This is a genomic window from Enterobacter sp. MGH 37, from assembly GCF_000534515.1.
Taxonomy (GTDB): Bacteria; Pseudomonadota; Gammaproteobacteria; order Enterobacterales; family Enterobacteriaceae; genus Enterobacter; species Enterobacter kobei.
This window is the reverse complement of record NZ_KI973205.1, coordinates 1,825,871-1,846,904: the sequence shown is the minus strand read 5'-3', so window position 1 is coordinate 1,846,904 and position 21,034 is coordinate 1,825,871. Positions and strand designations below refer to the sequence as shown.

20 protein-coding genes are annotated in these 21,034 nt (G+C 56.0%); 12 read left to right on the top strand and 8 right to left on the bottom strand.

What is annotated here, in order from left to right:
- Positions 1-75 precede the first annotated feature (75 nt).
- From L383_RS15005 to rnd, 5 genes are all read left to right on the top strand, one after another.
- Complete coding sequence (locus L383_RS15005) at positions 76-1,986, top strand: ATP-dependent DNA helicase (RefSeq protein ID WP_023330632.1); 1,911 nt, start codon at positions 76-78, stop codon at positions 1,984-1,986.
- Between the two features lie 66 nt (positions 1,987-2,052).
- Positions 2,053-2,748, top strand: a complete 696-nt coding sequence (gene tsaB, locus L383_RS15010; protein WP_014884270.1) for a tRNA (adenosine(37)-N6)-threonylcarbamoyltransferase complex dimerization subunit type 1 TsaB — start codon at positions 2,053-2,055, stop codon at positions 2,746-2,748.
- Positions 2,749-2,785: 37 nt separating this feature from the next.
- Entirely contained in the window at positions 2,786-3,367 is a 582-nt protein-coding gene (locus L383_RS15015) for a Slp family lipoprotein (RefSeq protein ID WP_014884269.1), read from the top strand.
- A 203-nt stretch (positions 3,368-3,570) separates the two neighbouring features.
- Positions 3,571-5,256: a long-chain-fatty-acid--CoA ligase FadD gene (fadD, locus tag L383_RS15020; protein WP_074146898.1), complete on the top strand. Its 1,686-nt coding sequence runs from the start codon at positions 3,571-3,573 to the stop codon at positions 5,254-5,256.
- 83 nt (positions 5,257-5,339) lie between these two features.
- The gene (rnd, locus tag L383_RS15025) at positions 5,340-6,455 is read left to right on the top strand and encodes a ribonuclease D (RefSeq protein ID WP_162184518.1); all 1,116 of its coding nucleotides are present in this window, start codon (positions 5,340-5,342) and stop codon (positions 6,453-6,455) included.
- 74 nt (positions 6,456-6,529) lie between these two features.
- Here rnd and minE read toward each other — a convergent pair whose 3' ends face one another.
- Genes minE through minC form a run of 3 tightly spaced genes read right to left on the bottom strand, consistent with a single transcriptional unit; the run spans position 6,530 to position 8,346 of the window.
- On the bottom strand, positions 6,530-6,799 hold the full coding sequence (gene minE / locus L383_RS15030) for a cell division topological specificity factor MinE (RefSeq protein ID WP_008500504.1): 270 nt from the start codon (positions 6,797-6,799) through the stop codon (positions 6,530-6,532).
- A gap of 3 nt (positions 6,800-6,802) precedes the next feature.
- Positions 6,803-7,615 (bottom strand): septum site-determining protein MinD, encoded by an 813-nt coding sequence (gene minD / locus L383_RS15035; protein WP_014884266.1) that lies wholly within the window; start codon positions 7,613-7,615, stop codon positions 6,803-6,805.
- Positions 7,616-7,638: 23 nt separating this feature from the next.
- Positions 7,639-8,346, bottom strand: a complete 708-nt coding sequence (gene minC / locus L383_RS15040; protein WP_023330629.1) for a septum site-determining protein MinC — start codon at positions 8,344-8,346, stop codon at positions 7,639-7,641.
- A 123-nt stretch (positions 8,347-8,469) separates the two neighbouring features.
- Here minC and L383_RS15045 point away from each other — a divergent pair, with 123 nt between their 5' ends.
- From L383_RS15045 to L383_RS15055, 3 genes are all read left to right on the top strand, one after another.
- A complete protein-coding gene (locus L383_RS15045; protein WP_014884264.1) occupies positions 8,470-8,745 on the top strand; it encodes a YcgL domain-containing protein in 276 nt (91 codons plus the stop codon).
- Positions 8,746-8,791: 46 nt separating this feature from the next.
- The gene (locus tag L383_RS15050) at positions 8,792-9,451 is read left to right on the top strand and encodes a fumarylacetoacetate hydrolase family protein (protein WP_023330628.1); all 660 of its coding nucleotides are present in this window, start codon (positions 8,792-8,794) and stop codon (positions 9,449-9,451) included.
- A gap of 93 nt (positions 9,452-9,544) precedes the next feature.
- Positions 9,545-9,985, top strand: a complete 441-nt coding sequence (locus L383_RS15055; RefSeq protein WP_014884262.1) for a YcgN family cysteine cluster protein — start codon at positions 9,545-9,547, stop codon at positions 9,983-9,985.
- Between the two features lie 99 nt (positions 9,986-10,084).
- On the opposite strand, the gene dsbB is transcribed toward L383_RS15055, so the two are convergent.
- A complete protein-coding gene (dsbB, locus tag L383_RS15060) occupies positions 10,085-10,615 on the bottom strand; it encodes a disulfide bond formation protein DsbB (protein ID WP_014884261.1) in 531 nt (176 codons plus the stop codon).
- A gap of 143 nt (positions 10,616-10,758) precedes the next feature.
- Complete coding sequence (gene nhaB / locus L383_RS15065; protein ID WP_023330627.1) at positions 10,759-12,297, bottom strand: Na(+)/H(+) antiporter NhaB; 1,539 nt, start codon at positions 12,295-12,297, stop codon at positions 10,759-10,761.
- Positions 12,298-12,497: 200 nt separating this feature from the next.
- Here nhaB and fadR point away from each other — a divergent pair, with 200 nt between their 5' ends.
- Positions 12,498-13,217: a fatty acid metabolism transcriptional regulator FadR gene (fadR, locus tag L383_RS15070; RefSeq protein ID WP_014884259.1), complete on the top strand. Its 720-nt coding sequence runs from the start codon at positions 12,498-12,500 to the stop codon at positions 13,215-13,217.
- Positions 13,218-13,284: 67 nt separating this feature from the next.
- On the opposite strand, the gene L383_RS15075 is transcribed toward fadR, so the two are convergent.
- Positions 13,285-14,817 (bottom strand): SpoVR family protein, encoded by a 1,533-nt coding sequence (locus L383_RS15075; RefSeq protein WP_014884258.1) that lies wholly within the window; start codon positions 14,815-14,817, stop codon positions 13,285-13,287.
- Positions 14,818-15,138: 321 nt separating this feature from the next.
- On the opposite strand from L383_RS15075, the gene L383_RS15080 reads away from it, so the two are divergent.
- Together L383_RS15080 and dadX are read left to right on the top strand one after the other, a co-directional pair.
- Positions 15,139-16,437, top strand: coding sequence for a D-amino acid dehydrogenase (locus L383_RS15080; RefSeq protein WP_023330626.1), 1,299 nt, complete (start codon positions 15,139-15,141; stop codon positions 16,435-16,437).
- Between the two features lie 9 nt (positions 16,438-16,446).
- The gene (gene dadX, locus L383_RS15085) at positions 16,447-17,517 is read left to right on the top strand and encodes a catabolic alanine racemase DadX (protein ID WP_014884256.1); all 1,071 of its coding nucleotides are present in this window, start codon (positions 16,447-16,449) and stop codon (positions 17,515-17,517) included.
- Between the two features lie 48 nt (positions 17,518-17,565).
- Here dadX and L383_RS15090 read toward each other — a convergent pair whose 3' ends face one another.
- Together L383_RS15090 and ldcA are read right to left on the bottom strand one after the other, a co-directional pair.
- Positions 17,566-19,299, bottom strand: a complete 1,734-nt coding sequence (locus L383_RS15090; RefSeq protein ID WP_014884255.1) for a potassium/proton antiporter — start codon at positions 19,297-19,299, stop codon at positions 17,566-17,568.
- A 97-nt stretch (positions 19,300-19,396) separates the two neighbouring features.
- A complete protein-coding gene (gene ldcA, locus L383_RS15095) occupies positions 19,397-20,311 on the bottom strand; it encodes a muramoyltetrapeptide carboxypeptidase (RefSeq protein ID WP_014884254.1) in 915 nt (304 codons plus the stop codon).
- 106 nt (positions 20,312-20,417) lie between these two features.
- On the opposite strand from ldcA, the gene emtA reads away from it, so the two are divergent.
- On the top strand, positions 20,418-21,029 hold the full coding sequence (gene emtA / locus L383_RS15100) for a membrane-bound lytic murein transglycosylase EmtA (RefSeq protein WP_014884253.1): 612 nt from the start codon (positions 20,418-20,420) through the stop codon (positions 21,027-21,029).
- The last annotated feature ends 5 nt before the right edge of the window (positions 21,030-21,034 follow it).

Genomic DNA, 21,034 nt, shown 5'->3' with positions numbered 1-21,034 from the left:
TCGTCACTATTTGGGGTGGCACTGGAGAGGCGGGACTGACATAATCCCTGTGCAAAAATACAGTGAGAGAGCACCGTGGCAGACGATTTTTCCCCTGAAGGTCAGTTAGCACAAGCGATTCCCGGCTTCAAACCGCGTGAACCTCAGCGGCAGATGGCGCACGCCGTAGCGCACGCTATCGACAAGGCGCAGCCGCTGGTGGTCGAGGCCGGTACCGGCACGGGGAAAACCTACGCGTATCTCGCTCCGGCGCTGCGGGCGAAAAAGAAGGTCATTATCTCCACCGGTTCAAAAGCGCTGCAGGATCAGCTCTACAGCCGTGATTTGCCCACCGTGGCGAAAGCGCTGAAATACAAGGGCCGACTGGCGCTGCTGAAAGGCCGTTCTAACTACCTTTGCCTGGAGCGCCTTGAACAGCAGGCGCTGGCGGGCGGCGATCTGCCGGTTCAGACCCTGAGCGACGTGATTATCCTTCGCGCCTGGGCCAACCAGACGGAAGAGGGGGATATCAGCACCTGTGCGAGCGTGCCGGAAGACTCTCCTGCCTGGCCACTGGTGACCAGCACCAACGACAACTGCCTCGGCAGCGACTGTCCGCTGTATAAAGACTGCTTTGTGGTGAAAGCGCGTAAAACGGCGATGGATGCCGATGTGGTGGTGGTCAACCACCATCTGTTCCTCGCAGATATGGTGGTTAAGGACAGCGGCTTCGGTGAGCTGATCCCTGAAGCGGATGTCATGATCTTCGATGAAGCCCACCAGCTTCCGGATATCGCCAGCCAGTATTTTGGCCAGTCGCTCTCCAGCCGCCAGCTGCAGGACCTGGCAAAAGATTTCACCATCGCCTACCGGACCGAACTCAAAGATACCCAGCAGTTGCAGAAGTGTGCCGACCGCCTGGCGCAAAGCGCGCAGGATTTCCGTTTACAGCTTGGTGAACCCGGCTATCGCGGTAACCTGCGCGAGCTGCTGGCGGACAAAAACATCCAGCGCGCGCTGCTGCTGCTCGACGATGCCCTTGAACTCTGTTATGACGTCGCGAAGCTGTCGCTTGGTCGCTCCGCACTGCTGGATGCCGCCTTCGAACGCGCCACGTTGTACCGCGGACGGCTGAAACGGCTGAAAGAAATCAACCAGCCAGGGTACAGCTACTGGTATGAATGCACCTCGCGCCACTTCACCCTGGCGCTTACGCCGCTGACCGTGGCCGATAAATTTAAAGAGGTGATGGCGCAGAAACCGGGAAGCTGGATCTTTACCTCGGCAACCCTGTCGGTGAATGACGATCTGCACCACTTTACCGAGCGCCTCGGCATTGAGCAGGCGGAGTCGCTGCTGCTGCCAAGCCCGTTTGATTATGAAAAGCAGGCGCTGCTCTGCGTCCCGCGCAATTTACCGCTGCCAAACCAGCCGGGTGCGGCGCGTCATCTGGCGGCGATGCTAAAGCCCATGATTGAGGCCAACAACGGCCGCTGCTTTATGCTTTGCACGTCGCACGCCATGATGCGTGACCTCGCCGAGCAGTTCCGTGCCACCATGACCCTGCCGGTGCTGTTGCAGGGGGAAACCAGCAAAGGACAACTGCTCCAGCAGTTTGTCAGCGCCGGTAATGCCCTGCTGGTGGCGACCAGCAGCTTCTGGGAAGGGGTGGATGTGCGTGGCGATACGCTCTCGCTGGTCATTATCGACAAACTACCGTTTACCTCCCCGGATGACCCGCTGTTGAAAGCGCGGATGGAAGACTGCCGCCTGCGCGGAGGCGATCCGTTCGACGAGGTTCAGCTGCCTGAGGCGGTCATCACGCTCAAGCAAGGGGTAGGGCGCTTAATCCGCGACGTGACCGATCGCGGCGTGCTGGTTATCTGCGATAACCGGCTGGTCATGCGCCCTTACGGCGCAACCTTCCTTGCGAGCCTCCCTCCAGCGCCACGGACGCGGGATATAAAACGCGCGGTGCGTTTTCTGGCAAACCCAACGGCGGAGTAATTTGCCCCGGAGTGTGCTAAGATGCGCGCCATTTTGTGACTGACCCTTGCGAGAGCGCGACGACTGATGCGAATTCTGGCTATTGATACCGCAACAGAGGCTTGCTCTGTTGCTCTGCTGAGTGATGGTGCTGTTTCTGCTCATTTCGAAGAGTGCCCACGGGAACACACCCAACGTATTCTGCCCCTGGTAAAAGACATTTTAACTCAGGGCAACACCGCCTTAACCGACCTTGATGCCCTGGCCTTTGGCCGCGGGCCCGGCAGCTTTACGGGCGTCCGTATTGGTATTGGCATTGCTCAGGGACTGGCGCTGGGCGCTGACCTGCCGATGATCGGCGTCTCTACGCTTGCGACGATGGCGCAGGGGGCCTGGCGTATGACGGGCGCCACCCGCGTGCTGGCTGCCATTGATGCCCGCATGGGGGAAGTTTACTGGGCGGAATATACCCGTGATGAGAACGGCGTCTGGCACGGCGAAGAGACGGAAGCGGTACTTAAACCTGACGCGGTCACTGAACGTCTTAAGCAACTGTCCGGCGAGTGGGCGACCGTGGGGACGGGCTGGCCGGCATGGCCAGACATGGCGAACGACACTGGCGTGACGCTGGTGGACGGCAACATGCTGCTGCCAGCGGCGGAAGACATGCTTCCGATTGCCACTCAGCTGCTCGCAGCAGGAAAAACCGTTGCTGTTGAACACGCGGAGCCGGTTTATTTGCGAAACACCGTCGCGTGGAAGAAACTTCCGGGCCGCGAGTGAATCTCAGTAACAGGAACTGAGAAAAAGGAGTCGCATCATGGCGGTTCAGACTAAAGTAGTACGCCTTTTTATGGCAGGCGCGGTTGCCATAGCACTGAGCGGATGCGTATCCGTCCCTGATGCGATCAAGGGCAGTAGCCCGACGCCCCAGCAGGATCTGGTTCGGGTGATGAATGCGCCTGAGCTTTACGTCGGCCAGGAAGCGCGCTTCGGCGGGAAAGTGATCGAGGTGCAGAACCAGCAGGGGAAAACCCGGCTGGAGATTGCTACCGTGCCGCTGGACAGCGGTGCGCGACCCGTACTGGGTGAGGCCTCCCGGGGACGCATCTATGCGGATGTCAGTGGTTTCCTCGATCCCGTTGATTTCCGTGGGCAACTGGTGACCGTCGTCGGACCGATAACCGGCGCCGTGCAGGGTAAAATCGGTAACACGCCTTATAAATTCATGACCATGCAGGTCAATGGGTATAAACGCTGGCGTCTGGCACAGCAGGTGATCATGCCGCCTCAGCCGATTGACCCGTGGATGTGGGGTCCGCATCCTTATCGTTACGGTTACCCGGGTTGGGGCTGGTATAACCCCGGTCCTGCGCAGGTCCAGACGATCGTAACTGAGTAACTTACTGTTATTGCTGGGAAAGAGACAGCGGCTTAGCCGCTGTCTCTGTTTTTTTACGGATAATACGAAAAAAAAGAGTGACGCGCTTCGCAACCTTAAATCTGAACAATTAATAAACTGGTACGCTGAGTTAATATAATGTTAACAAACTGTTTATTATCGGGGTTGTGATGACGACGAACACTCATTTCAGAGGTGATGCATTGAAAAAGGTTTGGCTTAACCGTTATCCCGCAGATGTTCCTGCCGAGATCAATCCTGACCGTTATCAATCCCTGGTTGAATTATTTGAACACTCGGTAAGGCGTTACGCAGACCAGCCCGCATTTGTGAATATGGGCGAGGTAATGACGTTCCGTAAGCTTGAGGAGCGTAGCCGGGCGTTTGCGGCCTATCTGCAGGAAGGGCTTGGGCTGCAAAAAGGAGACCGCGTCGCGCTGATGATGCCGAACCTGCTGCAATACCCGGTGGCGCTGTTCGGCATCCTGCGTGCCGGGATGATTGTCGTCAACGTCAACCCGCTTTACACCCCGCGCGAGCTGGAACACCAGCTCAACGACAGCGGTGCGGTGGCGATAGTTATTGTTTCTAACTTTGCCCATACACTGGAAAAAGTGGTCGACAAAACCCAGGTTAAACACGTCATCCTGACGCGCATGGGGGATCAGCTGTCCACCGCCAAAGGGACGCTGGTTAACTTTGTGGTTAAATACGTCAAGCGCCTGGTGCCAAAATACCATCTGCCGGATGCCATCTCCTTCCGCCGCGCGCTGCATGCGGGCTATCGCATGCAATACGTTAAACCGGAAGTGGTCTCTGAGGACCTCGCTTTTCTGCAATACACCGGTGGCACAACCGGCGTGGCCAAAGGGGCGATGCTAACCCACCGCAACATGCTGGCAAACCTTGAACAGGTCAATGCCACCTACGGGCCGCTGCTGCATCCGGGCAAAGAACTGGTGATCACGGCGCTACCGCTGTATCACATTTTCGCGCTGACCATGAACTGCCTGCTGTTTATCGAGCTGGGCGGTCAAAACGTCCTGATCACTAACCCGCGAGACATTCCGGGGCTGGTGAAAGAGCTGGCAAAATACCCCTTCACCGCCATGACCGGGGTAAATACCTTGTTCAACGCGCTGCTCAACAATAAAGAATTTCAGCAGCTGGATTTCTCAACGTTGCACCTCTCTGCGGGAGGCGGTATGCCGGTTCAGCAGGCGGTCGCCGAGCGCTGGGTGAAACTCACCGGGCAGTATTTGCTGGAAGGTTATGGCCTGACGGAATGCGCACCGCTGGTCAGCGTCAACCCGCATGACATTGACTACCACAGCGGAAGCATTGGCCTGCCGGTTCCCTCCACGGAGGCCAAACTGGTCGATGACAACGATAACGACGTCGCGCCGGGCGAACCGGGCGAGCTATGCGTGAAAGGGCCGCAGGTGATGCTGGGCTACTGGCAACGCCCGGATGCAACAGACGAAATCATTAAAGACGGCTGGCTGCATACCGGCGATATTGCGGTGATGGATGACGAAGGCTTCCTGCGCATCGTCGATCGCAAAAAAGATATGATTCTGGTCTCCGGTTTCAACGTCTATCCGAACGAAATCGAAGACGTGGTCATGCAGCACAGCGGCGTGCTGGAAGTTGCGGCGGTGGGCGTGCCTTCCGGCAGCAGCGGGGAAGCGGTGAAGATTTTTGTGGTCAAAAAAGATCCTTCACTCACCGAGGAAGCGCTGATAACGTTCTGTCGTCGTCAGCTGACGGGCTATAAAGTGCCGAAGCTGGTGGAATTCCGCGATGAGCTGCCGAAATCCAACGTCGGGAAGATATTACGACGAGAATTACGTGACGAAGCCCGTGCCAAAGTAGACAATAAGGCCTGAGCTTCACGTTAATCGCCCTGACGCCGGTTAAGCCGGCGTTTTTTATGGGCGCAAACAAAAGAGAATCCGATTTGAATTACCAGATGATCACGACCAACGACGAGCTGGCTTCGCTGTGCGAAGTGACGCGCGACTTTCCTGCCATCGCTCTGGATACCGAGTTTGTCCGTACCCGGACGTACTATCCGCAGCTGGGTTTGATTCAGATGTATGACGGCAAGCACGTCTCGCTGATCGACCCGCTAGGCATCACCGACTGGACGCCGATGCGTGACCTGCTGCTGGATACGGCAGTAACGAAATACCTGCACGCAGGCAGTGAAGATCTGGAAGTTTTTCTGAATACCTTTGGCATCATGCCTCAGCCGCTGATCGATACGCAGATCCTTGCGGCTTTTAGCGGTCGTCCGCTCTCCTGGGGCTTTGCCGCCATGGTGGAGGAGTATACGGGCCTGACGCTGGACAAAAGTGAATCCCGTACTGACTGGCTGGCGCGCCCGCTTACCGAACGTCAGCTGGAATATGCGGCGGCAGACGTGTTTTACCTTCTGCCGATTGCCGGACAACTGATGAAAGAGGCGGAGGCCTCCGGTTGGCTCTCTGCCGCGCTGGACGAGTGTCGTATGACGCAGCTGCGTCGCCAGGAAGTGGTTGATCCGAAAGACGCCTGGCGTGATATCAGCAACGCCTGGCAGCTGCGTACGCGTCAGCTGGCGTGCCTGCAGCTGTTAGCGGACTGGCGTTTACGCAAAGCGCGCGAGCGCGATCTGGCGGTTAACTTTGTGGTGCGCGAGGAACATCTCTGGGCAGTTGCGCGCTATATGCCGGGTAGCCTGGGGGAGCTGGACAGCATTGGGCTTTCGGGCAGTGAGATCCGTTTCCACGGTAAAACCCTGCTGGCGTTGGTCGCAAAAGCGCAGGCGTTGCCGGAAGATGCGCTGCCGGAACCGCTGTTGAATCTGATGGATATGCCGGGTTACCGCAAAGCGTTTAAGGATATCAAAGCGCTGGTGCAGAACGTCGCCACTGAAAGTAAGCTGAGTGCTGAGCTGCTGGCATCGCGTCGTCAGATTAACCAGCTGCTGAACTGGCACTGGAAGCTGAAACCGCAGAATGGCCTGCCGGAACTGATGGCGGGCTGGCGTGGGGAATTGATGGCCGATCGTCTAAATACCCTGCTGGAAGGGTATCCGCGGTAAAAAATATGCCGGGCGATATACCCGGCATATTCCCCCGGTGGCGCTGCGCTTACCGGGGCTACAAAATCACAACCCTACGGGCGCGACTCTTCCGCTTCCGGTAGCGTCACGTTCAGCTCCAGAATCGAAATATCCCCGTCTTTTTGCTCCAGCTGCACCGTGACCATCTCCGGGTCAATCTGTACGTACTTACAGATCACTTCCAGGATGTCCTTACGCAGCTGCGGCAGGTAATGAGGCTCGGCGTCGCTACGACGACGCTCCGCAACGATGATTTGCAGACGTTCTTTTGCGATGTTGGCGGTGTTCTTTTTCCGCGAGAGAAAAAAGTCCAGTAATGCCATAACTTATCCTCCGAACAGGCGTTTGAGGAAACCTTTCTTCTCTTCTTCAATGAAGCGGAAAGGACGTTCTTCTCCCAGCAGACGGTCAACAGTATCAGCATACGCTTTACCTGCATCTGCCGTCGTATCAAGGATCACGGGCTCGCCCTGGTTAGAGGCGCGCAGCACGGACTGGTCTTCCGGGATGACGCCCACCAGTTTAATGCGCAGGATCTCCAGTACGTCTTCCATGCTCAGCATGTCACCCTTGTTGACGCGACCCGGGTTATAACGGGTCAGCAGCAGGTGCTCTTTGATCGGCTCTTCGCCATTTTCCGCACGACGGGATTTGGAGGCGAGGATGCCGAGAATACGGTCGGAGTCACGCACGGATGAGACTTCAGGGTTGGTGGTGATGATCGCTTCATCAGCAAAGTAGAGTGCCATCAGGGCACCGGTTTCGATGCCGGCAGGGGAGTCACAGACAACGAAGTCGAACTCCATTTTTCTCAGTTCCTCGAGTACCTTTTCGACACCTTCACGGGTCAGGGCGTCTTTGTCACGCGTCTGAGAGGCCGGGAGGATGTAGAGGTTCTCGGTGCGCTTGTCTTTAATCAGCGCCTGGTTCAGCGTGGCATCGCCCTGAATGACGTTGACGAAGTCATACACGACGCGACGCTCACACCCCATGATCAGGTCGAGGTTACGCAGGCCGATATCGAAGTCGATAACGACGGTTTTCTTTCCCTTCTGGGCCAAACCAGTAGCGATGGCCGCGCTGGAGGTGGTCTTGCCAACGCCTCCTTTACCCGAAGTAACAACAATAATGCGTGCCATAGAAATTCCTTGTTAAAAAGGGATCAATTCAACGGTTGAACGGTCAACGCGTCGTCTGCCAGTCGCAGACGAGCCGCTTTGCCATAAAATTCGGCTGGGATCTTGTCGCTCAGCCAATATTCACCTGCGATGGACACCAGTTCCGCCGTCAGGTGAGTACAAAATATTTGCGCGTCCCGATCGCCACTTGCGCCTGCGAGCGCACGTCCACGCATCATACCGTAAACGTGAATATTGCCATCTGCAATAAGCTCTGCGCCAGCACTGACGTGGCTTGTAACAATCAGATCACAGTTTGGTGCATAAATGCGCTGACCGGAACGAACCGGTACGTCAATCATTCGCGTTTTTGTGACGGGAGTAACGTTTTGCACCACAGGAGGGGGCGCCTGCACGGCAGCAGGCGCTGCACGCGGGGCTTTTTCTTTACCTTCATTAAGAAGGGGCAGCCCGGCACGGTCGATTTCCGCTTTCAGCTCGCTATCTTTACAGCCACTGATGCCGACAATTCGCAGGCCAGTAGAGGAGACGGCCTGCTGGAGAAGTTTCCAGTTAACCGGAGCCTCAAGACCACTCACGTTGATAACAACAGGGGCGTGTTTCAGAAAAGCGGGAGCCTGCGCGATTTTGTCTTCTAACGCCTGACGAATAACCTCGGGTTTTGCATCATGCAAATGTACCACTGATAAGGTGAAGCTACTGCCTTTAAGCTCGATGGGCGTGTTTGACATCCTGGCCTTACTCAATTTGCTATTAACCGCAACCATTCGCTGCGATATTCCGAAGAGTATCAGGCATGTTATAGTCAGGAGTATATTGAGGCAAGCAACCACCCATTAATTCAGAGTAAAAACATGTTTTGTGTGATCTACAGAAGTACAAGCCGTGACCAGACCTATCTTTATGTCGAAAAGAAAGACGATTTTTCACGCGTGCCTGAAGAATTAATGAAGAGCTTTGGCCGACCACAGCTGGCGATGCTGCTGCCGCTGGATGGTCGTAAGAAACTGGTCAATGCCGATCTGGATAAAGTGAAAACGGCATTAGCCGAGCAAGGCTATTATTTACAGCTTCCACCACCGCCTGAGAATTTATTAAAACAGCACCTTGAGGCGAACGGGAAAAAATAGTCTCAGCTGTTTCGGGCGCATCACATCAACCGATTAGGGGTCGAGCATGTATCAACATCATAACTGGCAAGGTGCGTTACTGGATTATCCCGTCAGCAAAGTGGTCTGCGTGGGCAGTAACTACGCAAAGCATATTCAGGAGATGGGCAGCGCAACACCAGAAGAGCCGGTTCTGTTTATTAAGCCAGAGACGGCGCTTTGCGATATCCGCCAGCCGCTGGCGTTGCCGCAGGGGCTGGGGTCGGTGCATCACGAAGTTGAGCTCGCGGTGCTGATCGGCGCCACGCTGCGCCAGGCCTCCGAAGAGCATGTCCAGAAAGCGATTGCTGGCTACGGCGTCGCGCTGGATCTGACGCTGCGTGATGTGCAGGGAAAAATGAAGAAGGCCGGGCAGCCGTGGGAAAAAGCCAAAGGCTTTGACAACGCGTGTCCGATTTCGGGATTCATTCCGGTCAGTGAATTTACCGCCGATCCACAGGATACGCCGCTCAGCCTGAAGGTGAACGGTGACATCCGCCAGCAGGGCAGCACGGCAGACATGATCCATAAGATTGTGCCGCTGATCGCCTACATGAGCCGCTTCTTCACCCTGAAACCAGGCGATGTGATCCTGACCGGTACGCCTGAAGGGGTTGGCCCGCTCCTCAGCGGCGATGAGCTGGAGGTCGGTTTTAACGGCCTGTCGCTGAAAACCCGCGTGCTGTAACCACATTTTGCCGCCTGAAGAGGGCGGCAAAACTTGCAACAACGTGCCAGACTCGTTATAAGGTGCGCTTTCTTTTGACGTGTGGACATCCTGATGAACGACATCCCTTTCTGGCAAAGCAAAACTCTTGACGACATGACTGACGCGGAATGGGAATCATTGTGCGACGGCTGCGGGCAGTGCTGCCTGCACAAGCTGATGGATGAAGATACGGACGAAATCTACTTCACCAACGTGGCCTGCAAGCAGTTGAACATTAAAACCTGCCAGTGCCGCAACTATGAGCGTCGGTTCGAATTTGAGCCGGACTGCATCAAGTTAACCCGTGATAATCTGCCCACCTTTGAATGGCTGCCCCATACCTGCGCGTATCGCCTGCTGGCGGAAGGGAAAGGGTTACCAGACTGGCATCCGTTGCTGACTGGTTCGAAAGCGGCGATGCACGGCGAGCGCATCTCGGTGCGCCACATCGCGGTGAAAGAGTCCGAGGTGCGGGACTGGGAAGACCATATTATGAATCACCCTAATCGGTGACAATAAAAAACCCGCCGAGGCGGGTTTTTTATTGTGCGCTGTTGTGTCGGGTGGCGCTGCGCTTACCCGACCTACAAAACTGACGTTGCCGTTTTGCTTTTACCTTCCGAACAAATCACGTTTCTTCGGCTTGAACGGCTGGGCAATCAGCACCAGCAACGCCACGATGAAGTAGGCGACAAAAATCCCCACCAGCCACTGTGGCATCTCCAGCGTCAGGAATTCCCACTGACGGACAGAGCAGTCACCGGATGCGACAAACACCTGCGGCAGCCATTTATCCAGCGGCAGCCAGCTCGGGAAGCGGGCGGCAAAATCACAGGTCATAAACGGTGACGGATGCAGCTGCATCATGGTGTGCTGCCAGGAGAGTTCAATTCCTTTCCAGGCGCTGTACAGCCAGATTGCAATACCCGCGTAGCGCAACGGCGATTTCGGGGCGATGGCGCCTACCAGGCCCGCACCCATAATGCCAAACAGGGCGCAGCGCTCGTAGATACAGAGCACGCAGGGTTTCAGCCCCATCACGTGCTGGAACCACAGCGCGACCATTTCCAGCGCAAAGGCGGTCAGGGCCATCAACAACCACGCTCCGCGACCGCGAGAGCACTGGTTTAAAAATCTCAACATAATCATTTCCCTGGAACATGCTTAGAAAGCGCAGTGTAAACGAATTCGTTTTTCGCGCCACCTGTACCTGACGAAATAAAACGTAATCGGATGTTTATCGTGCGAAAAGGCAAACGGGCAGCGAACTGCCCGAGAGGCCTCATTTAGTGCGCCGCAAGTATACCCGCTTGTATCAGCCATTGCGTACAGGGAATGAGGGTAATTTTGACGCAAAGCAATCCCACAATTGTGAGTACCAGCGTATAGGGCAGCGCCATCCAGACCATTCTTCCATAAGAAAGACGTATGAGTGGCGCAAGGGCAGAGGTCAGCAGGAACAGGAAGGCGGCTTGTCCATTTGGCGTCGCTACCGACGGCAGGTTAGTGCCGGTATTGATGGCTACGGCCAGCAGCTCAAACTGTCCTGCGTTAATAATGCCTTCTTCCATCGCGGATTTGGCTTCGTTGATGTAGACCGTCCCGACAAAGACGTTATCGGAGATGGACGACAGGAGGCCGTTGAACAGATAGAAGAGCGTAAGCTGCGCGTCTGGTGCAGCCTGCAGCACAAAGGTAATTATGGGGGCAAACAGATGCTGATCGATAATCACCGCCACAACCGCGAAGAAGACGGCCAGCAGCGCGGTAAATGGCAGGGCTTCCGTAAACGCTTTGCCAATAGCATGCTCATCCGTTACGCCGCTAAAGGTGGTCGCAAGAATAATAACGGAGAGGCCAATCAACCCAACCTCTGCAAGATGCAACGCCAGCGCGACGATAAGCCAGACGCCAATGATACCCTGCGCAATCAGACGCAGCGTCTCTTGCCGCGTGCGCTGTTTGCGGCTCTGCTCGTCAAATTTATGCAGCTCACTGCGGACCGGCTCAGGCAGTTGCGCGCCGTAGCCGAATACCCTGAACTTTTCGACCAGAATGCAGGTTGCTAACCCGCAGATAAGGACAGGCACGCTCACGGGGGCCATGCGCAGGAAAAACTCGCCAAAATGCCATTCAGCCGCTTTGGCGATGATCAGGTTTTGCGGCTCACCCACCATGGTCATCACGCCGCCCAATGCAGTCCCTACGCCAGCATGCATCATCAGACTGCGCAGAAACGCGCGGAACTGCTCCAGCACCTCACGGTTATGCGCCTCAACGTGGCTGTCATCCTGCAAGTCTTCGCCCGGGCGGGACGAGGCCACGCGGTGATAAATCCCGTAAAACCCGACGGCGACGCTGATCACCACCGCAACAACGGTCAAGGCATCCAGGAAGGCCGAAAGAAAGGCAGCAGCAAGGCAAAACGCCAGCGACAATACCGTTTTAGACGGAATGCTGAGCAACAGGCGAGTGAAGATAAACAGCAGCAGCTGTTTCATAAAGTAGATCCCGGCCACCATAAATATCAGCAGCAGGAGCACTTCCAGATTTGACGCCAGCTCTGCTTTGACATGCTCAGCAGACGTCATCCCGATGACCACTGCTTCAAAAGCCAGCAGACCGCCAGGTAGCAGAGGGTAACATTTTAGAGCCATTGCCAGGGTGAAGATAAACTCCGCGACCAGCAGCCATCCGGCGATAAACGGGTTCACGCTAAAAATAAGGGGGTTAACGACCAGGAAAACCAGCAGTATCAGTTTGTACCAGTCAGGAGACTGACCTAAAAAATTGCGCCACAGCGCGCGCCCAAAAGAAATTTCCACAACAGACGTCCTTCCCCGTCACGTAAAACAAAACATCAGTATACGCAAAATTGCGGCCCGGCGGCGGATAAGCGAGCATAGTAAATTTCATAAAAATGAAACGGCGATCCCTCTTTTCTCTCTTTACCGCGCTACCTGCCGCTGCATGCCTCTGGTATGATGAGTGCAATTTGCTAAAGCTGTGTAATGGAAATCTCACTATGGTCATTAAGGCGCAGAGCCCGGCGGGTTTCGCGGAAGAGTACATCATTGAAAGCATCTGGAATAATCGCTTCCCTGCAGGGTCCATTCTTCCAGCTGAACGCGAACTCTCTGAACTGATTGGCGTCACTCGCACCACGCTGCGTGAAGTGCTTCAGCGACTGGCGCGTGATGGATGGTTGACGATCCAGCACGGCAAGCCAACAAAAGTAAACAACTTCTGGGAAACCTCGGGGCTGAACATTCTTGAAACGCTGGCGCGCCTCGACCACGAAAGCGTACCGCAGCTCATTGATAATCTGCTCTCAGTGCGTACCAACATCGCGACGATCTTTATTCGTACCGCTTTCCGTCAGCACCCGGAAGATGCGCTTGCAGTGCTGGCCAGCGCAAACGAGGTCGAAGATCATGCCGATGCCTTTGCCACCCTCGATTACAACGTTTTCCGCGGTCTGGCGTTTGCCTCCGGCAACCCGATTTACGGTCTTATCCTTAACGGGATGAAAGGGCTCTATACCCGCATTGGTCGTCACTACTTTGCCAATCCCGAAGCGCGCAGTCTGGCACTGGGTTTCTACCATAAGCTCAGCAAGCTCTGCACTGAAGGGCTGCACGATCAGGTTTATGAAACCGTGCGTCGCTACGGTCATGATTCCGGTGAAATCTGGCATCGCATGCAAAAAACGCTGCCGGGCGATTTAGCGATTCAGAGTCGCTGAAAGAAAAACCTCTCAAGTGAGAGGTTTTTTTTCGCCCGGTAAGCGAAGCGCCACCCGGCAAAAAACATTACAACGTATTCAACCGCGCCGGGCAACGTTCCAGCAGTTCTACGCTGCCGTCCTCATTCTGCTGTTCCAGCTGCACGTCAAAGCCCCACAGGCGGTGAACATGCTTCAGCACCTCTTTACGTCCTTTATCCAACGGCGCGCGGTTGTGCGGGATATAACGCAGCGTCAGAGAACGGTCACCGCGTAAATCGACGTTCCAGACCTGAATATTGGGCTCAAGATTGCTCAGGTTGTACTGAGAAGAGAGCCGTGAGCGGATCTCGCGATACCCCTCTTCGTTATGAATCGCAGAAATCTCCAGGTAGTTGTTACGATCATCGTCCAGCACGGTGAAGAAGCGGAAATCACGCATGATCTTCGGCGACATAAACTGGCTGATAAAGCTCTCGTCCTTAAAATCGCGCATCGCAAAATGCAGCGTTTCAAGCCAGTCTGAACCGGCGATATCCGGGAACCAGTACTTGTCTTCTTCCGTTGGCGACTGACAGATACGCTTAATATCCTGGAACATCGCAAAGCCAAGCGCATACGGGTTAATCCCGCTGTACCACGGGCTGTTATAAGGCGGCTGAAACACGACGTTGGTATGGCTGTGGAGAAACTCCATCATGAACCGCTCGGTCACTTTCCCCTCGTCATACAGATGGTTGAGGATGGTGTAGTGCCAGAATGTCGCCCAGCCTTCGTTCATCACCTGCGTCTGTTTCTGCGGATAGAAATACTGGCTGACCTTGCGCACGATGCGCAGGATCTCACGCTGCCACGGCTCCAGCAGCGGGGCGTTTTTCTCCATAAAGTAGAGCAGGTTTTCCTGCGGCTCGGAGGGATAACGACGCGTCTCGGCGACGGCTTTCTCTTCCTCACGCTTCGGCAGGGTGCGCCACAGCATGTTCACCTGGCTTTGCAGATACTCTTCGCGGCTTTTCTGTCGGGCTTTCTCCTCCTGCAGGGAGATTTTCTGCGGGCGTTTGTAGCGGTCCACGCCGTAGTTCATCAGGGCGTGGCAGGAGTCGAGCAGTTTCTCCACCTCATCCACGCCATAACGCTCTTCGCAGTCGGTGATGTATTTACGCGCGAAGATCAGGTAATCAACGATGGAGCTGGCATCCGTCCAGCTGCGGAAGAGATAGTTATTTTTGAAAAACGAGTTATGGCCGTAACAGGCGTGGGCCATCACCAGCGCCTGCATGGTAATGGTGTTCTCTTCCATTAAATACGCAATACACGGATTGGAGTTAATCACAATCTCATACGCCAGCCCCTGCTGACCGTGTTTATACAGGCGCTCCGTTTCAATGAATTTTTTACCAAACGACCAGTGCGGATAGTTGATCGGCATCCCGACGCTGGAGTAAGCGTCCATCATCTGTTCAGAGGTAATCACCTCAATTTGATGGGGATAGGTATCCAGGCGATACAGTTTTGCTACCCGGTCGATTTCGGCGAGGTAGACATCCAGCAGCTCGAAGGTCCAGTCGGGTCCATCGCTCAGACGTGTGTTGTCCTTGTTCAGGGAATCAATAGTAGCCATTAGCGCGCCCTCGTTGTGGGTGCTCTCTCTGTCTGGAGAGCCTCCTTTCAAGCATAGATCAACGTGTTAAAAAGCGTGCCCGACAAGAAATTTTTTCTTTGCGATTTCCCGTTTTTGATACGGCAAAAAAAGCGACTCCTTCAGCATTTTATGCTGGTTAAAAATAAAGCTCAGCATGAGATCCCAAATTAGCACCATCCCCTGATACTGGGGGATGTGTGAGGCAAGTCACCATAAAAAAGTCGTATGTTGAATAATATTTTCAACTAGGTTATCAATCTGTAATTAGAAGATTGTTCTTTTGCACATTATGGAGTGGCTATGCGTGTTGTCATACTGGGAAGTGGTGTCGTTGGCGTAACCAGCGCCTGGTATTTAAGTCAGGCAGGACATGAGGTTACCGTTATCGATCGTGAATCCGGCCCGGCGCTTGAAACCAGTGCGGCGAATGCCGGGCAAATCTCTCCGGGGTATGCGGCGCCGTGGGCAGCCCCTGGCGTACCGCTGAAGGCGATCAAATGGATGTTCCAGCGCCATGCGCCGCTGGCCATCAGCCTTGACGGCACGCCGTTCCAGCTGAAGTGGATGTGGCAGATGCTGCGCAACTGCGATACCCGCCACTACATGGAAAACAAAGGGCGCATGGTGCGCCTGGCGGAATACAGCCGTGACTGTCTTAAGACCCTGCGCGCGTCGACCGGCATTGAGTACGAAGGCCGTCAGGGCGGCACGCTGCAGCTGTTCCGCACCGCGCAACAGTATGAAAACGCCACCCGCGATATCGCCGTGCTGGAAGATGCCGGCGTACCTTACCAGCTGCTGGAGGCCAGCCAGCTGGGGCAGGTGGAGCCTGCCCTGGCGGAAGTGGCGCATAAACTGACGGGCGGCCTGCGTCTTCCTAATGACGAAACCGGCGACTGTCAGCTCTTTACCCAGCGTCTGGCGCACATGTGCGAGCAGGCGGGGGTGAAATTCCGCTTTAACACCGCTGTCGACAAGCTGCTGTCGGAAGGGGAAAAAATTTACGGCGTGAAGTGTGGCGACGAGGTGATCAAAGCGGATGCCTACGTGATGGCATTTGGCTCGTACTCCACCGCCATGCTGAAAGGCATTCTCGATATTCCTGTTTATCCGCTGAAGGGCTACTCGCTGACCATTCCGGTGAAAGAAGAGAGCGGCGCCCCGGTATCAACCATCCTGGATGAAACCTACAAAATCGCCATTACCCGCTTTGATAACCGCATCCGCGTGGGCGGCATGGCGGAAATTGTCGGCTTCAACACCGACCTCCTGCTGCCGCGTCGTGAAACGCTGGAGATGGTGGTGGGGGACCTGTTCCCGCGCGGGGGCTTTGTTGAGCAGGCGACATTCTGGACCGGTCTGCGTCCGATGACCCCGGACGGTACGCCGATTGTTGGCCGTACGCCGTTTAAAAATCTGTGGACCAATACCGGACACGGCACGCTGGGCTGGACGATGGCCTGCGGATCCGGTCAGCTGCTGAGCGACCTGATTTCCGGGCGCACGCCAGCCATTCCATTTGACGATTTAAGTGCGGCGCGCTATCAATCAGGGTTCACGCCATCGCGTCCACAGCATCTGCACGGCGCGCATAACTAAGGAGTTGTCATGTCCCGTCCTGTTCTGGCTCAGCTGGATCTGCAGGCCCTGAAGGAAAACCTGCAAATTGTTCGCCGGGCAGCACCTGGTTCGCGCGTCTGGTCGGTAGTCAAAGCGAATGCCTACGGCCACGGTATTGACCGTATCTGGAGCGCGCTCAGCGCCACCGACGGTTTTGCGTTGCTCAATCTGGAAGAGGCTATCCTGCTGCGCGAACGCGGCTGGAAAGGGCCGATTTTGCTGCTGGAAGGGTTCTTCCACCCCGAGGATCTGCCGTTGCTGGATAAGTATCGTCTGACCACCAGCGTTCACAGCAACTGGCAGATTAAAGCGATTCAGGATGCAAAACTCCACGCGCCGCTGGATATCTATCTCAAGGTAAACAGCGGCATGAACCGTCTGGGCTTTCAGCCTGAGCGGGTGCATACGGTCTGGCAACAGCTGCGCGCCCTGAAAAATGTGGGCGAAATGACGCTGATGGCGCACTTTGCCGATGCGGAAAAACCGGACGGCATTGCCGATGCCATGGTCCGCATTGAGCAGGCGGCAGAAGGGCTGGACTGTCCGCGCTCGCTGTCGAACTCTGCGGCGACGCTTTGGCATCCCGAAGCGCATTATAACTGGGTGCGTCCGGGGATCGTTCTGTATGGTGCATCCCCGTCCGGTCAATGGCAGGATATCGCCAACAGCGGCCTGAAGCCGGTGATGTCGCTACGCAGTGAGATAATCGGCGTGCAGACGCTGAAGGCGGGCGACACGGTGGGCTATGGCAGCCGCTACCGGGCGCAGGGCGAACAGCGAATTGGTATTGTGGCAGGCGGGTATGCCGACGGCTATCCGCGCATCGCGCCAACCGGTACGCCTGTCTGGGTGGACGGCGTCCGTACGGGCACGGTGGGGACCGTGTCAATGGATATGCTGGCGGTTGACCTCACGCCGTGTCCGCAGGCGGGCATCGGTTCACCGGTTGAGCTGTGGGGCAATGAAGTCAAAATTGATGATGTGGCCGCGGCGGCGGGAACGGTGGGGTATGAACTCATGTGCGCCCTGGCGCCGAGAGTGCCGGTTGTAACGGTGTAACGTGTTCTTATGCCGGGTAAGGCGAAGCCGCCACCCGGCATAAACCCGCTACTCTGCGTCCTCTTCCATCGGCCGCAAACCGACTTTCCGCACCGCGTTATCTTCTTTTTCGGCAACGGTCCAGATCATCCCGGCAAATTCCACCTGATCGCCGACGACCGGCGCAGCGCCAAGTCGTTGCTGGATGATTTCGCCCAGCGTTTGCTGGTTATCACCGTCTTCAGCACCTTCATCCAGACCGTAAATCAGCGCCACATCCGCAAATTTGGCGCTGGCTTCCAGAATAAAATCACCGAAGAAACGCTGGTCCAGCGCCACCGGAGGCGACTGGCTGAACAACTTGCCCAGCGCGGGCAGATCGCGTTCGCGGCCAATCACGCACAAAATATCCCCTTCGCGAAGCCGGGTGCTGCCGGTAGGGTGTTGCAGGACATTATCGCGAAACAGCGCGGCAATCCGTGTTTCGGCCGGCATGTGCAAATCGCGCAGCGATGCCCCTACGCACCACTTGTCGGCGCTCAGTTGATAGACGAACTGTTCCCACGGGTTCTCCGGATGAATATCAAGCCCCACGCGGGACACCGGCCAGCCCACGGGCGGGACCACTACTTTGGCTTTTTTCGCCGCCCATCCGAGCGACGTCCCCTGGAACAGCAGTGAAATCAGCACCACGAAGAACGCCACGTTAAAGAACAGTCGTGCGTTATCCAGCCCGGCCATCATCGGGAAGACGGCAAGGATGATCGGCACCGCGCCACGCAGGCCCACCCAGCTGATAAAGACACGCTCGCGCAGGTTGAAGCCGCGAAACGGCAGCAGACCGGCAAACACCGACAGCGGACGGGCGAAGAAGATCATCCACGCAGACAGCAGCAGCGCCGGAATGGCAATCGGCAGCAGATCCGAGGGCGTAACCAGCAGGCCCAGCACCAGGAACATGCCGATTTGTGCCAGCCAGGCAAGACCGTCGAAGTTTTGCAAAATAGCGTGACGGTTGCGGATAGGGCGGTTACCCATCAGGAATCCGCAGAGGTAGACCGCGAGAATACCGCTGCCGTCCAGAGCGGTGGTGACGGCAAAAATCAGGATCCCGCCGCTCAGCGCCAGCAGTGGATACAGCCCCGAGGGGAGCGAGATGCGGTTAATCATCTGCTGTAACAGGTATCCCCCCGCCAGACCTATCAGTATCCCCAGGCCGAACTGCTGCAGGATATGCCACGCAAACATCCAGCTCAGCCCGGTCTCGTGCTGCTGAATCATCTCGATCAGCGTGATGGTCAGGAACACCGCCATCGGGTCGTTACTGCCGGATTCAATCTCAAGCGTTGAGCCGACACGTTCGTTAAGCCCTTTTCCACCGAGCAGGGAAAACACGGCTGCCGCGTCGGTTGAGCCGACAATCGCGCCAATCAGCAAACCTTCCATGATATTCAGATGGAAAAGCCACGCAGCCATCATCCCGGTGAGGCCAGAGGTAATTAACACGCCGACCGTGGCAAGTGAAAGCGCAGGCCCCAGGGCCACACGGAAGGAGCTCGCCTGCGTACGCATGCCGCCGTCAAGCAGGATCACCGCCAGGGCGAGGTTACTCACCATGTAGGCAAAAGGGTAGTTATCGAATGGGATACCGCCGATGCCATCAATGCCAGCCAGCATGCCGATAGCAAGGAAAATAACAAGAATAGGTATGCCGAGACGCGATGAAAATGAACTTAATAAAATACTGCTGGTTACAAGGACAGAACCCAAAATGAAAAGGCTGATTATCGCTGCGGCATCCAATGTTCTCTTACTCCCACCTCAATGTTAACGCTGTTACTAAAACCCTAACATATTAACGTCGGTAACAGCGTTTTATTAAGGCGGTTTAACGGATTTTTTACCCCTTTATGACCGGATGGCCGCTGATGGTGAGCTGGCTTCCGCCATCATCATGCTTCAGCCTGGCGTGCGCCCCCAGCGCAAGAGTGACGGTTTGCTGCTCATGGCCGAAATCCAGCCCGGTGATGACGGGAATGTCCAGCCGGGAGCGAATGAAATCGACCATGGTTTCCAGCGAGTAGCCCGCGTCATAGTCATTGGGGGCAGCGCCGCTAAAGCTGCCCAGCACAATCGCGGACTGACGCGCAAGAATACCGGCATGATAAAGCTGCAATAGCATGCGCTCGACGCGGAACGGATGTTCGTTGATATCTTCCAGCACCAGAATGCCGTCTTCGATGTCCGGCATCCACGGCGTGCCGATGAGCGAGACCAGCATCGCCAGGTTTCCGCCCCAGAGCTGACCTTCACACTCCCAGTGCGGTCCGTTGCCTTGCCACTCCACGCTGTAGGCAGGATTACGCAGCGCGCGCCAGAAGTGTTCCATGGTAAACGCATCCAGCTCTGGCGCGCCGAAGTTACCGGCCAGCATTGGGCCGCTAAACGTGATGACATTGTGCAGGGCCAGAAGACCTAGCTGGATGACGGTGAAATCGCTGTGGCCGCAAATCAGCAGCGGATCCTGCTGCTGGCGCTGCGCCAGGCCCTGCCAGTCAATGCTCTCCAGCAGCCTGCTCGCCCCGTAGCCGCCGCGCACGGCAAGGACGATGCGATCCTTACCCTTCAGACTCACCAGGCTATTGATATCATTCAGCCTCTGCGCTTCCGTTCCGGCAAAACGCTGCTGGCGGCGGGGGATAATTGTCTGATTTTCTACCTGATGACCAGATTCCAGTAAGCGCTGAACGCCCCGCTGTGCCGCGTCCTGGTTAATGCAGTAGCCCGACGGCGCGATGAGATGAAACTGAGACATGGCAATTCCTTGCTGAATGAGAAACTAATTGTCTATATCATGCCGCGTATACGCTGCCTGCTTCAAGGGCGGCGCACCGCGATGACCGGCTATAAGGATAGATGACGTGAAATTGAGATGGTTTGCTTTTTTGATTGTGCTGCTGGCTGGCTGTAGTTCAAAACATGATTATCAAAACCCGCCCTGGAACCCGGAAGTGCCGGTGAAACGGGCTATGCAGTGGATGCCAATCAGTGAACAAGCCGGGAAGGCCTGGGGCGTGAGCCCGCGTCTGATCACCGCCATTATTGCGGTGGAGTCCGGCGGTAATCCTACGCTCGTCAGCAAATCCAACGCGGTGGGACTGATGCAGCTTAAGGCTTCAACGGCGGGGAGAGAGGTCTACCGCTATATGGGCTGGAGCGGACAGCCGTCGACCAGCGAGCTGAAGAACCCGGAACGCAACATTTCCATGGGTACCGCGTATCTGAGCATTCTGGAACATGGCGTGCTGAAGGGCATCGAGGATCCGGAAGTGATGCAATACGCGCTGGTGGTCTCCTACGTGAACGGTGCAGGGGCGCTGCTCAGAACCTTCTCCTCTGACCGCAAAGAGGCGATAGACGAGATCAACGGCATGGACAAAGATGAGTTCGTCGAGCATGTAGCGAAGAATCATCCGGCACCACAGGCGCCTCGTTATATCTGGAAAGTACAGAAAGCGATGGATGCCATGTAATGCCG

Excerpts from the sequence above, each read along its gene's own strand:
- tsaB (WP_014884270.1), top strand. The coding sequence starts at position 2,053 with ATGCGAATTCTGGCTATTGATACCGCAACAGAGGCTTGCTCTGTTGCT.
- L383_RS15015 (WP_014884269.1), top strand. The coding sequence starts at position 2,786 with ATGGCGGTTCAGACTAAAGTAGTACGCCTTTTTATGGCAGGCGCGGTT.
- rnd (WP_162184518.1), top strand. The coding sequence starts at position 5,340 with ATGATCACGACCAACGACGAGCTGGCTTCGCTGTGCGAAGTGACGCGC.
- minE (WP_008500504.1), bottom strand. The coding sequence starts at position 6,799 with ATGGCATTACTGGACTTTTTTCTCTCGCGGAAAAAGAACACCGCCAAC.
- minD (WP_014884266.1), bottom strand. The coding sequence starts at position 7,615 with ATGGCACGCATTATTGTTGTTACTTCGGGTAAAGGAGGCGTTGGCAAG.
- minC (WP_023330629.1), bottom strand. The coding sequence starts at position 8,346 with ATGTCAAACACGCCCATCGAGCTTAAAGGCAGTAGCTTCACCTTATCA.
- L383_RS15045 (WP_014884264.1), top strand. The coding sequence starts at position 8,470 with ATGTTTTGTGTGATCTACAGAAGTACAAGCCGTGACCAGACCTATCTT.
- L383_RS15050 (WP_023330628.1), top strand. The coding sequence starts at position 8,792 with ATGTATCAACATCATAACTGGCAAGGTGCGTTACTGGATTATCCCGTC.
- L383_RS15055 (WP_014884262.1), top strand. The coding sequence starts at position 9,545 with ATGAACGACATCCCTTTCTGGCAAAGCAAAACTCTTGACGACATGACT.
- dsbB (WP_014884261.1), bottom strand. The coding sequence starts at position 10,615 with ATGTTGAGATTTTTAAACCAGTGCTCTCGCGGTCGCGGAGCGTGGTTG.
- fadR (WP_014884259.1), top strand. The coding sequence starts at position 12,498 with ATGGTCATTAAGGCGCAGAGCCCGGCGGGTTTCGCGGAAGAGTACATC.
- L383_RS15075 (WP_014884258.1), bottom strand. The coding sequence starts at position 14,817 with ATGGCTACTATTGATTCCCTGAACAAGGACAACACACGTCTGAGCGAT.
- L383_RS15080 (WP_023330626.1), top strand. The coding sequence starts at position 15,139 with ATGCGTGTTGTCATACTGGGAAGTGGTGTCGTTGGCGTAACCAGCGCC.
- dadX (WP_014884256.1), top strand. The coding sequence starts at position 16,447 with ATGTCCCGTCCTGTTCTGGCTCAGCTGGATCTGCAGGCCCTGAAGGAA.
- ldcA (WP_014884254.1), bottom strand. The coding sequence starts at position 20,311 with ATGTCTCAGTTTCATCTCATCGCGCCGTCGGGCTACTGCATTAACCAG.